The sequence below is a fragment of the Arthrobacter sp. BI5 genome (assembly GCF_056680065.1).
The window spans coordinates 2,881,783-2,895,081 of sequence record NZ_CM155264.1; the positions used below are offsets into that span (position 1 = coordinate 2,881,783).

The window sequence follows — 13,299 nt, forward strand, 5'->3', positions numbered from 1 at the left end:
CTCTATGACTGACACCGTCTGGGCGCCGGACGGCAGCAACCTGGTGGTTCACGCGGACAACGCGGAATACCTCCCGACGCTGCCGGACGGCGCCTTCACACTCATCTATGTGGACCCGCCCTTCAACACCGGCCGGGTCCAGCGGCGCCAGGAAACCAAAATGGTGCTCAACACCGGCGGCGAGGGCGACCGGGTCGGCTTCAAGGGCCGGTCCTACGACACGATCAAGGGCGCGCTGCACAGCTACGACGACGCCTTCAGCGACTACTGGTCCTTTCTGGAGCCGCGGCTGGTCGAGGCCTGGCGGCTGCTCGCCGACGACGGCACCCTGTACCTGCACCTGGACTACCGCGAGGTGCACTACGCCAAGGTCATGCTGGACGCGATCTTCGGCCGCGAGTGCTTCCTCAACGAGATCATCTGGGCCTACGACTACGGCGCCCGGGCCAAGTTCCGCTGGCCGACCAAACACGACAACATCCTCGTGTACGTGAAGAACCCGACGAAATACCATTTCGACAGCGCCGAGGTGGACCGGGAACCGTACATGGCCCCCGGGCTGGTCACGCCGGCCAAGCGCGAGCTCGGCAAGCTGCCCACCGACGTCTGGTGGCACACCATCGTCTCGCCCACCGGCAAAGAGAAAACCGGCTACCCGACGCAAAAGCCGGAGGGCCTGATCCGGCGGGTGGTCGCGGCCTCGAGCCGGCCCGGCGACTGGTGCCTGGACTTCTTCGCCGGTTCCGGCACGCTCGGCGCCGTGGCCGCGAAGCTCGACCGGAAATTCGTCTGCGTGGACCAGAACCAGGCCGCCGTCGACGTGATGGCCAAACGGCTCGCCGCGCACGCCCACTTCACGGCGCTGCCGGGAACCCAGCCCCCGGCCCTCCCCCACTGACTCGCGGTAGGTCCGGTTTTTGAGGGCCGAGCCGCCAGGCACTGCAAGTCAGCTGGGCGGCGCCGTCAGCTCCAGCTCTTGACGAAGGCGTGCACGGCGTCGGCGATCATCTGCACCGCAATCGCGGACAGCAGCAGGCCGGCGATCCGGGTGACCAGCTCGACGCCGTTCTCACCCAGGACTCGCTGCACGACGCCGGCGAAGCGCATCGCCAGGTACAGGGACGCGAGCGTCACGGCAATCCCCAGCCCGACGGCGAGGTACTGCGCCATGCTGTTGGAGCGCTGGACAAACACCATGACCGCGACGATCGCGCCCGGTCCCGCCATCAGCGGAGTACCCAGCGGCACGAAGGCAACGTTTTTGTATTTGGCCGCGTTCTCCTCGCCGCCGGTGGAGCCGGTGAGCAGCTGCAGCGCGATCAGCACGAGCAGCAGGCCGCCGGCACCCTGGAGTGCGGCGAGCGAGATGTGCATGTAGTTCAGGATGGACTGTCCGAAAATCGCGAAGGTCACGATCACGCCGGTGGCCACAAGCAGCGCCTGGAGCGCGGAGCGGTTGCGGTCCCTGGCGCCCATCTGGGCCGTGAGCGACATAAAGATCGGCACTGTCCCGGGAGGGTCCATGATCACAAACAGCGTGACGATCACGGAGGCCAGAAGCTGAAGGTCGATCCACTCCATCAGCGCACCACGGACGTTCCGGTACCCAGTTCCTCGATCCGGGCAAACACCTCGGGCGCGGTGAGGTTCTCGCCCAGCAGGTTCGGTTTGCCGGTCCCGTGGTAGTCGGAGGAACCGGTGACCAGGAGGCCGTGCCGTTCGGCGAGCCGGCGCAGGAAGGCGCGGCCCTCCTCCGGGTTGTCCCGGTGGTCGATCTCCAGCCCGGCCAGGCCGGCGTCGATCATTTCCCGGTAGGTGCGGTCCCCCACAATCCGTCCGCGGGAGGACGCCACCGGGTGCGCGAACACCGGCACGCCGCCGGCGTCGCGGACCAGTTCGACGGCGTAGGCCGGGTCCGGCGCGTAGTGCTGCACCCAGTACCGGGAGCGGGAGGTCAGGATCGATTCGAAGGCTTCGGTGCGGTCCTCGACCACACCCGCGGCCACGAGCGCGTCGGCGATGTGCGGCCGGCCCAGGGTGGCGCCCGGCGCGACGTGATGGATGACGTCGTCCCAGGTCAGCGGGTAATCCTCGGCGAGCAGGCTGACCATCCGCTCGGCCCGGGTGAAGCGGGCGTCCTTCGCCTTGGTGATCTCCTCCAGCAGGCCGGGGTGGGCCGGGTCGTGGAGGTAGCTGAGCAGGTGGACGCTGATGCCTTCGCTGGTGCGGCAGGAGATTTCCATGCCGGGGACCAGGCTGATGCCGAGTTTCCGCGCGGCGGCGGCGGCCCCGGCCCAGCCGTCGGTGGAGTCATGGTCGGTCAGGGCGACGACGTCGAGCCCGGCTTCCGCAGCGGACGCCATCACCTCCGCGGGCGCTTGGGTGCCGTCGGAAACATTCGAGTGGGCATGCAGGTCAATCCTCACCTCCCCAGCCTAGTAGATCCGCCGCCGCGGCTTGTTGGCCTAAGCCGCGGCGCTGGTGAGACTATGGGACGGTGAACGATGCAGATAACACCCAAGTCTCCGCTTCCCAGCCCCTCGACGAGCGCGTCAACAACCGCTCGCAGCGGCCCAGCTCCGATGCCTTCAAGGCGTTCATGGCCAGCAACTGGGCCCCGTCCCGGCAGCAGCTGCCCGAACGCGACGCCGTCGCCGGCCACGCCGCCGCCCGCCGCCGGGCCATCTCAGAGTTGTTCAAAGGTGAACGATTGGTCATCCCGGCCGGCCCGCTGAAGGTCCGCTCCAACGACTGCGACTACCGCTTCCGTCCGCACTCGGGCTTCGCCCACCTCACCGGCCTGGGCCTGGACCACGAGCCTGACGCCGTGCTGATCCTGGAGCCCGCGGACGAGGGCAAAGGCGACGACGGCGGCCACCACCGCGCGACCCTGTACTTCCGCCCGCTGGCCGGCCGGGACACCGAGCAGTTCTACGCCGATTCCCGCGCCGGCGAGTTCTGGATCGGTGCCCGCCCCACCCTCGCCGAATTCCAGGCCAAGCTCGGCCTGGACACCGCCGACCTGAGCGAACTCGAGCTCGCCATCACCAAGAACGTGGGCGCCCCGGAAATCGGCGGCATCTCCATCCGCCTGGTGCGCAAGGTGGACGAGAACATTGATGCGCTCGTGGACACCGCCCGCTACAACACCGCCAAGGACCCGGAGAACCTGGACCTCGGCGTGCTGGACGCCCTCGACGAGAAGCTCAGCGAGGCCCTCTCCGAGCTGCGCCTGATCAAGGACGAATGGGAAGTCGAGCAGATGAAGACGGCCGTGGCCGCCACGGTGGAGGGCTTCACCGAGGTGGTCAAGGCCCTGCCGCGGGCGCTCACGCACCGCCGCGGCGAACGCGTGGTGGAGGGCGCCTTCTTCGCCCGCGCCCGCGAGGAGGGCAACGAGCTCGGCTACGACACCATCGCCGCCTCCGGCAACAACGCCACTGTGCTGCACTGGACCCGCAACACCGGCAAGATCAACGCCGGCGAGCTGCTGCTGCTGGACGCCGGCGTCGAGGCAGACTCCCTGTACACCGCGGACATCACCCGCACCCTGCCGGCCAACGGCACCTTCTCCGAGATCCAGCGCAAGGTCTATGAGGCTGTGCTCGACGCCGCCGACGCCGGCTTTGCCGCGGCGCAGCCCGGCACCAAGTTCCGCGACATCCACACCGCGGCCACTACCGTGCTGGCCGAACGCCTCGCCGACTGGGGGCTGCTGCCGGTGTCCGTCGAGGAAGCCATCAGCACCGAGGGCCAGCAGCACCGGCGCTGGATGCCGCACGGCACCAGCCATCACCTGGGACTGGACGTGCACGACTGCGCCCAGGCCAAGCGCGAACTGTACCTGGACGGAATCCTGGCACCGGGCATGGTCTTCACGATCGAACCCGGGCTGTACTTCAAGGAGGAAGACCTCGGCATCCCGGCGGAATACCGCGGGATCGGCGTCCGGATCGAGGACGACATCCTGATGACGGCGGACGGGCCGGTCAACCTGAGTGCCGCGCTGCCCCGCAAGGCCGACGACGTCGAGTCCTGGATGGCGGGCATCTACCAGGAAATCGAAGCCCAGCTGCCTTAGCAACCAGGCAAGGAGAAAGGGAGGGCCGCCGGTGATTGATCCGGCGGCCCTCCCTTTTTACTTACTGTTTTCTTGCTGCGGCCCGCGGCGAAACTCTCCGGCCGGTGCTCCTAGCGCCGTTCTTCGCCGCGCTGTTCGTCCTGCTGCGTTGCGTCCTGCTGCGTTGCGTCCTGCTGCGAAGGTCCCTGCCGGGTGGGCGGGGCGGTGTCGGTGACCCGGACGCCGTACTGCGGGCGGCCGTCGGGCAGGTCCGGGTAGCTGACACCGGAGGGACGGACCGGTTCCTGTTCCTGAGCGGCGGCGCCGCCGGCGGCCGGCTGCTTGCCGGCGTCGGTGGTCCGCTGCCCGTACGGGTCGCTCCAACCCGCCGGACGCTGCGGCATCTGCCCCTGTCCCTGTCCCGGCTGGCCGGGCTGCTGCTGGCCCTGCTGTTGCGGGCCGGGCTGCTGCTGGCCCTGCTGTTGCGGGCCGGGCTGCTGGGGTCCCTGCGGGAACGGCTGGTGCTGGTGGTCGTGCTGCTGGTAGCCCGGGGCGGAGGCATCGTGCTGGGTCATCGGCAGCTGGTGCAGCAGGCGCCGGGCCTCATGGGCAGCCTCAAAGGCCACCACCACGTCATAGTTCGTCGCCACCACCTGGCTGGTGGAGGTGAAGTCACGCTTCCCCCGCTGCATCGCGTAGGTGACGATGCCGAACAGCATAAAGAACGCCGCCCCCATCAGCACCGAGGTCACAATCGAGAAGTAACCGCCGGACTCGGAGAAGAAGGAGAGCATAACGCCCACGAACAGGCCGAACCACATGCCGCTCAGCGCGCCGGAGAGCGCCACGCGGGGATAGGTGAGCCGGCCGGTGACACGCTCGACCATCTTCAGTTCGTTGCCGACGATCGAGACCAGCTGCACGGGAAACTGCTGGTCCGCCAGGTAGTCCACCGCCTTCTGGGCGTCCAGGTAGGAGTTGTAGGAACCGACGGTGTCCCCCTTGGGAACAGCGCGGGACTCGTCCGCCCCGCCGGGAGCGCCGGCCTTTGGACCACCAAAAATGTTTGACATACGCCCATTCTCACCCATCCAGCTGGGCAGCGCCTGCAAATTCAGCTAAAAGAGAGCGGACTCGGTAGCCTGTAGGTGTGAGCACAACTCTTTCGCGGGTATTTGTCGCGCGCCTCCTTGGACTGGACGTCTTCGACCCTCTGGGCGACCGTCTGGGCCGGCTGCGCGACGTCGTCGTGCTCTCCCGCGGCAACCGCGGCGCCCCGCACGTGGTCGGCATCGTCGTCGAGGTCCCCGGCAAGAAGCGGGTGTTTGTGCCGATGACCCGCATCACCTCGATCGACCAGACCCAGATCATCTGCACCGGGCTGGTAAACCTGCGCCGCTTCGAACAGCGCGGCGCGGAAATGCTCGTGGTCGCCGAGATGTTCGACCGCCGCGTGACCCTCGCCGACGGCAGCGGGGACGCCACCATCGAGGACATCGCGATGGACCGGCACCGCTCCGGCGACTGGTTCGTCAGCAAGCTCTTCGTCCGCCGCGGCCACTCGCTCTCGCCCCTGAGCCGGCTGCGGCGCAACGAGACCATGATCATCGACTGGGCCGATGCCCAGCAGGGTGCCCGCACGGAGCCCCAGGCCGCCACCGCGTTCGTGGCCACCCACGAGGACCTCAAGCCCGCCGACTTTGCCGAGGCGCTGCAGGAGATGAGCGACAAGCGCCGCTTCGAGGTGGCCAGCGAACTCCAGGACGAACGCCTCGCCGACGTGCTGCAGGAAATGCCGGAGGGCGACCAGGTGGAAATCCTCTCCGCCCTCGACGTCGAGCGCGCTGCCGACGTGCTGGAGGAGATGGACCCCGACGACGCCGCCGACCTCCTCGCCGAACTGCCCAGCGCGCAGGCCGAGGAACTGCTGCAGCTGATGGAACCCGAAGGCGCCGAGGACGTGCGCCGCCTGCTCGAATACGACGAGGACACCGCCGGCGGCCTGATGACCCCTGTCCCGGTCATCCTGCCCCCGGAAGCGACCGTCGCCGAAGCCCTCGCCCACGTCCGGCGCGAGGAGCTCTCCCCCGCGCTGGCCTCCTCGATCTTCATCGCCCGGCCGCCGCTCGAAACGCCGACAGGGCGGTTCCTCGGCGTCGTGCACATCCAGCAGCTGCTGCGCTATCCGCCGCCGGAACCGCTGGGCAACCTCGTGGACAAGAACCTCGAACCCGTCTCGGACCAGGCCCACATCAGCGAGGTCGCGCGCGCCCTCGCCACGTACAACCTCAACTCACTTCCCGTGGTCAACGACGACGGCCGGCTCGTCGGGGCGGTGACTGTTGATGACGTGCTTGATCATCTGTTGCCCGATGACTGGCGCGCCCACGAGGACGACGCCCCGATAAGGAAGCTTGGAGGCCGCATTGGCTGATATCAGCACGCAACGGAACTCCAACGTCCGTCCGGGAGCACGGACCACCGGCAGCCTCGACACCCCGCTGAGCGGCCGGCAGCGGATCCTGCCGAAATTCTCCCCCAACCCGGACGCGTTCGGCCACGCCACGGAAGGCTTTGCCCGCTTTATGGGCACACCGCAGTTCCTCGTATACATGACGGTGTTCGTGGTCGTCTGGCTGGGATGGAACACCTTCGCGCCGCTGGAGTGGCAGTTCGACTCGCGGGCCCTCGGCTTCACACTGTTGACCCTGATGCTGTCGCTGCAGGCTTCCTACGCCGCCCCGCTGCTGCTGCTCGCGCAAAACCGGCAGGACGACCGGGACCGCGTCTCGCTGCAGCAGGACCGCCAGCGCGCCGAACGGAACCTCTCCGACACGGAGTACCTGACCCGGGAGCTGGCCTCGCTGCGCATCGCCCTGCGCGAAGTCGCCACCCGCGACTACGTCCGCGCCGAGCTGCGCAGCCTGCTTGAGGACATGCTGGAGGCACAGGAGGAACTGCGCAGCCACGACCCGTCCGCCGACGTCCACGAGTCCCCGCGCGAGAAGGTCAGGGAAAAACTCAAGGACCGCCGCGATAAACAGCGCAGTCCCCGCACCCAGCAGATCCCCCGCGTCCGCAGCGACGCCAGGACCGAGGGCAGGCCGGACAACCCGGAACCGCCCGCCCCACGCACCCTCCCCGAAAGCTGAGCCTCCCCCCGCAATGAGCACCCCGCACGGATCAGCCCCGGACTCCGCCCTGGAACAGGCCGTGCACGCGGCACTGACCACCGTGATCGACCCGGAACTGCGCCGCCCCATCACCGAACTGGGCATGGTTGAGTCGGTGGACGTCTCCGACGGCGGCCGGGTACGAATCGCCGTACTCCTGACCATCGCCGGCTGCCCGCTGCGCGGCACCATCACCGCGGACTGCGAGTCCGCGCTGGCCGCCGTGCCGGGTGTCACCGCCGTCGACGTCGAGCTCAAGGTCATGAGCCAGGAACAGCGCGATGCGCTCAAGGAGCGGCTGCGCGGCCCCGGCGGTGCGCGCGGGATCCCGTTCAATGCGCCGGGCTCCCTGACCAAGGTGTATGCCGTGGCGAGCGGCAAGGGCGGGGTGGGAAAATCCTCGGTGACCGTGAACCTGGCCTGCGCTCTTGCGGCGCAGGGGCTCCGGGTGGGCATCGTCGACGCCGATGTGTACGGTTTCTCGGTTCCGGCGCTGATGGGCATCAGCCAGGCTCCCACCCGGGTGGATGACATGATCCTGCCGCCGGTGGCCTACGGCGTTAAAGTCATTTCCATCGGCATGTTCGTCACGGGCAACCAGCCGGTGGCCTGGCGCGGGCCGATGCTGCACCGCGCCCTGGAGCAGTTCCTCACGGACGTCTACTTCGGCGACCTGGACGCCCTCTTCCTCGATCTGCCGCCCGGCACCGGCGACATCGCCATCTCCGTGGCCCAGCTGCTGCCCAAGGCGCAGATCCTGGTGGTCACCACTCCGCAGGCCGCGGCCGCCGACGTGGCCGAGCGGGCCGGGGCGATCGCGGTCCAGACCGGCCAGTCGGTGGCCGGCGTGGTGGAAAACATGTCCTATCTGGAAATGCCCGACGGCGGCCGGATGGATCTCTTCGGCAGCGGCGGGGGCGCCGTACTCGCCGAACGGCTCACCGCCACGGTCGGCGCCGAGGTGCCGTTGCTGGGCCAGATCCCGCTCGACATCCTGCTGCGCGAAGGCGGTGACAGCGGGGTCCCGCTGGTGCTGGGCCGCCCCGAAACGCCGGCAGCGCAAGCCCTGGCGGGCATTGCCGGCAAGCTGGCTTCCCGCCCGCGCGGCCTCAAGGGCATGTCGCTGGGCCTGCAGCCGCGCTGACGCGCGCCGGCCGGCCCGCTGCGGCCGGCCCGCTGCGGCCCGACTTCCCGCCTAGGTGGCCTCGGAGTCGAACGGCGCGGCCTCACCCTCGGGCAGCCGTTCCACGACCCTGGCGGGGCGGTGCTCCTCGGCGGTGGCGACCGCCGCGGGCGCCCCGGCACTCACGGGCTTGGAGTCGTCCTCCAGGAGCGCTTCCTTGATGATCCGCCGCGGGTCGTACTGCCGGGGATCGTATTTCTTCCAGTCCACATCGTCGATGTCGATGCCGACTTCTTCCTTGATCTGCTCCCGGGCGCCGGACGCCATCCGCCGGACTTCCTTGACGATGTTGGCCAGCTTCTGGGTGTATTCGGGCAGTCTGCTGGGGCCGATCACCAAAAGGCCGATGATCAGCAGAAGTATGAACTCCGGTCCGTTGATTCCAAGCACTCTAGGAAGATTACCCTCTCACTCCGGTGCGACACGATTCGGCCAGGACCCCGCTGCGGCCAGACCGGCGGACCCCACCACGGGGCGGGAGGGCGCGTCGCATCATCGGGCGAGCAGCTCCAGAATGCGCTCCAGGCCGCGCTCCAGCCGGACGGGCACCGCCTCGGTGTCCGGCAGTGCCGCGGCCTTGGCGGGGCGCGCGTGCACCAAGGCGCCCACGCCGTCGTCAGCTTGTTCTGCCGGGAGTTCGGAGATGTACGTGAAGGTGGCTGCCGGGGTCCGGTAGATGGCCCGGAAGGGACCCTGCCGGTTGACCCAGAGGTCCCCGGCCGGCAGGGCCGAGCCGCCCGCTGCGGCCGTGTCCAGCGGCGCGGCGACGAAGCCGTCCTCGGTGGCAGGGTGTCCGGTCAGCACGTTGACCGGCGGCGCAGCGGCCGGCTGACCCGCACCGTGCCGGGCGGCCGCCGTGCCGGGACGGTCCGCGGCGCCGCCGGCATGCTGTTCCAGGACCGTGGCGAAGTGCCGGCCGTCGGTGAGCCGAAGCTCCAGGACCTCGGAGCCGTCGGCGACGCCGCCACGGGCCCACACGAGGTGGTAGCCCAGCTCCCGCAGTTCCGGGCACGCCCAGCCGCGGGCACGCAGTTGGGCGAGCTGCCCGGCGGTCAGGGACCCGGCGGGCGCGACGTCGGGTCCGCTGCTGAGTTTCCACGCGGCCCCGGCGACGCTCTCGGCGGACAGTGCCGGGCCGGCGTCGTTCCGGGCGGCGAACGCCGAGGTGAACGCTTCATCGGCGGGCAGGGCCGTCTCACCGCCCAGCAGGTAGGCGGCGCCGCCTACCAGGACCCCGCTCGCAGCGACTGCGCCGGCGATCCGGATGGAGACCCGCGTTGGCCCCGTCCGGCGCGGCAGGCCCAGCTGCCGGGCCGCCGATGGCTGCTGCGGCGCAGGAGTTCCCTCGTCGGCCGCAGCGTTCTCCTGTCCGGCGGCCAGCGCACCGGTGCGGGCCAGCAGGCGGGCGGTCAGGTCCTCGCTGGCAGCGGGCACAGCGGCACCGCGGAGCCGTTCGAGGTATTGGCGTTCGCGCTGCTGCCGCTCACGGCACGCACTGCACCGCTCAAGGTGTTTGCGGTGCCGCTGCTGGCCCCTGCTGCCCGGCTGCGCCGTGCGCCGGGTGCGCCGCGGCCTGCGGCCGAAGTATTCGCACGCAAGGCCACCCAGGAAGTGCTTCAGTTGACCCATTGCCCGGTTCAGAGGAGGCCGGCGATGCGCGGCATCTTGAGCCGCGGCTTCAGGGACTGCTTCGACGCCGGCTGCGGCCGAGGGTCGCGGTGCGCAAGCTTCTCGCGCAGCATCGTCCGCCCGCGGTGGATCCGGGACCTGACGGTGCCGAGCTTGACGTCCAGCGCCACGGCGACCTCATCGTAGGACAAGCCTTCCAGGTCGCACAGGACCACCGCGGCGCGGAAATCCGGCGGCAACTCCTCCAGGGCGGCCTGCACGTCCAGGTCCAGATTGTTGAATTCAAAGCTTTGTTCCGGGCCGGGCTCGCGGCCGGGAATGCGCGATTCCGCGTCTTCGGCCAGCGCGTCGAAGCGGATCCGGCTCTTGCGCCGGGCCTGGTCCAGGAAGAGGTTGGTCGTGATGCGGTGCAGCCAGCCGTCGAGGGTGCCGGGCTTGAAGTTCTCCAGCGAGCGGAAGACGCGGACGAAGACTTCCTGGGTGAGGTCCTCGGCGTCGTACTTGTTGCCGGTGAGGCGGTACGCCAGGCGGTAAACCTTGGCGGAGTGGTTGGTCACCACCTCTTCCCACGTCGGCCTGACCCACTCGGCCTCGGCCGTGGGCTGGGACTCATCAGTTACAGGGACAGCTGCCAGAACCGACATTGTCCACTCCCCTCGCGGATGGTGCTTACGCCTGGATGGCACTTGCTGTTGCAAGCTCCTACACCCCTAGATTCGGCGCCGATCACCACGCGGATGAGCGGATAACCATCATTTCAAAATAAGCTGGGAATTTCCTGACGCCCCCTGTTCTTCCGCCCACGGCGGAACGCCGAAGAGCCTGCCGAACACAGTACGCTGTATGAAACACTCCCCTCCTGCCCGGAAAGCGATACCCATGAGCGCCGATAAGTCCACGAGCTGGTCCTACGCAGAAGATCTGCCTGCCGAGGACGAGGTTCTGTTGCACGCGCGCGAACGGTCTTTCGAACTGGGCGTCACCCCGATCGGGCCCGGCGTCGGCGCCGTGCTGACGGTCCTCGCCGCCGCCTCGAAGGCGCAGACCGCGGTGGAAATCGGCACCGGCGCCGGCGTCTCCGGCGTCTGCATCCTGCGGGGCCTCGGCCCGCAGGCCGTCCTCACCACGATCGACGTCGACGTTGAACACCTGCGCGCCGCCCGGGAGTCCTTCCAGGAGGCCGGCAGCCCGGCCAACCGCACCCGCACCATTTCGGGCCGCGCCGGCGACGTGCTGCCGCGCCTGACGGACGGCGCCTACGACCTTGTGTTCATCGATGCGGATAAGCCCAACTACCCAAGCTACGTCGAGCAGGCCATCCGGCTGCTCAAGTCCGGCGGCCTGCTGATCGTCAACGACGCCTTGGACAAGGACCGGGTTTCCAACCCCGCGGCCCGCGACGCAACCACCGTGGTGCTGCGCCAGATCGGCAAGTCGATCCGCGACGACGACCGTCTCGCCTCGGCCATGCTGCCCACCGGCGACGGGCTGCTGGTGGCCGTCAAGAAGTAGCCCCGGACGCACCGAAGGGGCCCGCCGCCGTCAGGCTGCGGGCCCCTTCGAGCGCGACGAAGAAGCTATTCGGTAACGCCGACCAGGCATTCCTTGAGGTTTGTCGCTTCTGCAGCGTTGAGTTCGACCACAAGCCGTCCCCCGCCTTCGAGCGGAACCCGCATGATCAGGCTGCGGCCCTCTTTGGTCACTTCCATAGGGCCGTCGCCGGTGCGTGGTTTCATAGCCGCCATGAGGAATATCCCCTCCAGTAGTCCCGTGACTTACCAGCCCGGCCGGGCTGCGTCCGCTTGGTCAAACAAGCCGCCCGGCGGCGATGGAGCAGCCGCCGTGGCTCAACACTCAGTTTTCCTTGCTTGGGCCCTATTATCCCGTAATTACGCGCTTGTAGCTAATCGATGGACTTTCCCCGGCCCTAAGGAATGCCGCATTTCCGGTCCGGAAAGGTGTTCGGCGTCACGGCGGATAGTCGCCTCCGCCGGGCAGCTGGGCCCAGGCCCACAGCCACACAATCCACACAATCTGCAGCAGAAAAAACATGATAATAACCGTGCCGCGGTAGGCGCGGGAACGTGAAACCAGGGCCGCGCTGAGGGCCAGCGGGAACAGCGGCAGGAGCATCCGGAAGGTGCTGGTCTGGGGGTGCAGGAACACCAGCAGATAGCCCACGTAACAAACGCACCACAGCCGCAGTTCCGTGCCCAGCGCAGCGACCGGCCGCGACATCATCAGCAGGACGAAGACGGCGACGAAGACGAACGGCGCCAGCAGTCCGAGGACGGGTCCGAACAGCTGGACGCCGGTATCGAACCACGGCTTGAACGGCACCAGGTCGTGCCCGCGCCACACGGTTTCGGTCTTGGTGTAGGCCTGCAGGTCGCCGGTGAGCACCCAGGCGATGGCGGGCCACAACAGCGCGCCGAGGCCGCTGGCCGCGGCCAGCCCGGCCAGGGACCACAGTTCGCGGGGGCTGTGCCGCCCACCGGCCGGCGTGCCGTAGTGGCCGAGTTGGCCGTGTTGGACATCGCCAGCGGGCCGGGCGCGGAACCGCGCGACGAGGTGCGGGTACACGCGGTACAGGAACAGCAGGCCGGCCATCGCGGCGAAGGGCACGCCCGTGGGCCTGGACAGGCACATCAAGAGCACCACCGGAATGACCCCGAGGTAGTGCCGGCGCACCACCAGCAGCAGGGCTCCGGCCAGCAGTAGCAGGTTCAGCGACTCCGCGTACGGCACCTGCAGCACCGCCGCGACCGGAAAGGTGCTGAAGAACAACGCGCCCCAGAGCGCGGTGCGATGGGTGGCCTTGAGCCGGAAGAGACGGTAGACCACCAGGGAGGCCGCCAGGCCCGAGAGCATGGCGATGACAGTCAGCGAGGCTGCGGGGGCGATCCCGGTCAGCCCGGTCAGTGAGCGGCCCAGCAGCGGAAACAGCGGGTAGAAGGCCCAGGCGTTTTCCTGGACGTTGCCGGCGTCGTCGGTTGGCAGTTCGGTGGGATAGCCGTTCCGCAGCGCCTCGCCGTACCAGCGGGCGTCCCAGATGTTGATGAAGTTCCAGTAGTCCGGTTTTGCCGGAAACCAGGGATTCACGCCCTGATGCAGGGCTGCCGCCATGAAAATGCAGGAGCTGACCAGGCGGGCGGCGAGGTAGAGGCCGCCGACCTGCAGCCACCACGGCCAGCGGGCAGCCTGGGTGCCGGCGGCCGTGATCCGGCTCCACACGGCGGAGTTCAGGCCGTCCT

At 68.7% G+C, this 13,299-nt stretch carries 14 protein-coding genes; 6 read left to right on the forward strand and 8 right to left on the reverse strand.

The features are described 5' to 3' along the window. Positions 1 to 4 precede the first annotated feature (4 nt). Positions 5 to 898, forward strand: a complete 894-nt coding sequence (locus AC1MED_RS13200) for a DNA-methyltransferase (protein WP_479783731.1) — start codon at positions 5 to 7, stop codon at positions 896 to 898. Positions 899 to 963: 65 nt separating this feature from the next. On the opposite strand, the gene AC1MED_RS13205 is transcribed toward AC1MED_RS13200, so the two are convergent. Further along, positions 964 to 1,572, reverse strand: coding sequence for a MarC family protein (locus AC1MED_RS13205; protein WP_479786680.1), 609 nt, complete (start codon positions 1,570 to 1,572; stop codon positions 964 to 966). 8 nt (positions 1,573 to 1,580) lie between these two features. Then, positions 1,581 to 2,426, reverse strand: a complete 846-nt coding sequence (locus tag AC1MED_RS13210) for a PHP domain-containing protein (protein ID WP_479783732.1) — start codon at positions 2,424 to 2,426, stop codon at positions 1,581 to 1,583. Positions 2,427 to 2,497: 71 nt separating this feature from the next. Between AC1MED_RS13210 and AC1MED_RS13215 the strand changes: the two genes are divergently transcribed. Then, a complete protein-coding gene (locus AC1MED_RS13215) occupies positions 2,498 to 4,081 on the forward strand; it encodes an aminopeptidase P family protein (protein WP_346959593.1) in 1,584 nt (527 codons plus the stop codon). Positions 4,082 to 4,191: 110 nt separating this feature from the next. On the opposite strand, the gene AC1MED_RS13220 is transcribed toward AC1MED_RS13215, so the two are convergent. Continuing rightward, positions 4,192 to 5,133, reverse strand: coding sequence for a YflT domain-containing protein (locus AC1MED_RS13220; protein WP_479783733.1), 942 nt, complete (start codon positions 5,131 to 5,133; stop codon positions 4,192 to 4,194). A 77-nt stretch (positions 5,134 to 5,210) separates the two neighbouring features. On the opposite strand from AC1MED_RS13220, the gene AC1MED_RS13225 reads away from it, so the two are divergent. The 3 genes from AC1MED_RS13225 to AC1MED_RS13235 are packed head-to-tail and all read left to right on the forward strand — an operon-like array spanning position 5,211 to position 8,377. Next, entirely contained in the window at positions 5,211 to 6,494 is a 1,284-nt protein-coding gene (locus AC1MED_RS13225) for a magnesium transporter MgtE N-terminal domain-containing protein (protein WP_346959595.1), read from the forward strand. Beyond that, a complete protein-coding gene (locus AC1MED_RS13230; protein WP_346959596.1) occupies positions 6,475 to 7,212 on the forward strand; it encodes a DUF1003 domain-containing protein in 738 nt (245 codons plus the stop codon). Before AC1MED_RS13225 ends, AC1MED_RS13230 begins: the two co-directional genes overlap by 20 nt. Positions 7,213 to 7,225: 13 nt before the next feature. Next, positions 7,226 to 8,377: an Mrp/NBP35 family ATP-binding protein gene (locus AC1MED_RS13235; RefSeq protein ID WP_479783734.1), complete on the forward strand. Its 1,152-nt coding sequence runs from the start codon at positions 7,226 to 7,228 to the stop codon at positions 8,375 to 8,377. A gap of 51 nt (positions 8,378 to 8,428) precedes the next feature. Here the strand turns inward: AC1MED_RS13235 and AC1MED_RS13240 are convergent, their stop codons facing one another. The 3 genes from AC1MED_RS13240 to sigE form a co-directional block, all read right to left on the reverse strand. Then, complete coding sequence (locus AC1MED_RS13240) at positions 8,429 to 8,806, reverse strand: twin-arginine translocase TatA/TatE family subunit (protein ID WP_346959598.1); 378 nt, start codon at positions 8,804 to 8,806, stop codon at positions 8,429 to 8,431. Between the two features lie 102 nt (positions 8,807 to 8,908). Continuing rightward, positions 8,909 to 10,045 (reverse strand): hypothetical protein, encoded by a 1,137-nt coding sequence (locus tag AC1MED_RS13245; RefSeq protein ID WP_346959599.1) that lies wholly within the window; start codon positions 10,043 to 10,045, stop codon positions 8,909 to 8,911. An 8-nt stretch (positions 10,046 to 10,053) separates the two neighbouring features. Next, a complete protein-coding gene (sigE, locus tag AC1MED_RS13250; RefSeq protein ID WP_346959600.1) occupies positions 10,054 to 10,689 on the reverse strand; it encodes an RNA polymerase sigma factor SigE in 636 nt (211 codons plus the stop codon). A 235-nt stretch (positions 10,690 to 10,924) separates the two neighbouring features. Between sigE and AC1MED_RS13255 the strand changes: the two genes are divergently transcribed. Further along, entirely contained in the window at positions 10,925 to 11,557 is a 633-nt protein-coding gene (locus AC1MED_RS13255; protein ID WP_346959601.1) for an O-methyltransferase, read from the forward strand. Positions 11,558 to 11,622: 65 nt separating this feature from the next. Here AC1MED_RS13255 and AC1MED_RS13260 read toward each other — a convergent pair whose 3' ends face one another. Next, a complete protein-coding gene (locus AC1MED_RS13260; protein ID WP_079550332.1) occupies positions 11,623 to 11,790 on the reverse strand; it encodes a DUF3117 domain-containing protein in 168 nt (55 codons plus the stop codon). Between the two features lie 223 nt (positions 11,791 to 12,013). After that, positions 12,014 to 13,291, reverse strand: coding sequence for a hypothetical protein (locus tag AC1MED_RS13265; RefSeq protein ID WP_479786682.1), 1,278 nt, complete (start codon positions 13,289 to 13,291; stop codon positions 12,014 to 12,016). Positions 13,292 to 13,299: the final 8 nt, after the last annotated feature.

Bases quoted from the DNA above. Each gene is read 5' to 3' on its own strand.
- AC1MED_RS13200 (WP_479783731.1), top strand. From the start codon at position 5: ATGACTGACACCGTCTGGGCGCCGGACGGCAGCAACCTGGTGGTTCAC.
- AC1MED_RS13220 (WP_479783733.1), bottom strand. From the start codon at position 5,133: ATGTCAAACATTTTTGGTGGTCCAAAGGCCGGCGCTCCCGGCGGGGCG.
- AC1MED_RS13235 (WP_479783734.1), top strand. From the start codon at position 7,226: ATGAGCACCCCGCACGGATCAGCCCCGGACTCCGCCCTGGAACAGGCC.
- AC1MED_RS13245 (WP_346959599.1), bottom strand. From the start codon at position 10,045: ATGGGTCAACTGAAGCACTTCCTGGGTGGCCTTGCGTGCGAATACTTC.
- sigE (WP_346959600.1), bottom strand. From the start codon at position 10,689: ATGTCGGTTCTGGCAGCTGTCCCTGTAACTGATGAGTCCCAGCCCACG.
- AC1MED_RS13255 (WP_346959601.1), top strand. From the start codon at position 10,925: ATGAGCGCCGATAAGTCCACGAGCTGGTCCTACGCAGAAGATCTGCCT.
- AC1MED_RS13260 (WP_079550332.1), bottom strand. From the start codon at position 11,790: ATGGCGGCTATGAAACCACGCACCGGCGACGGCCCTATGGAAGTGACC.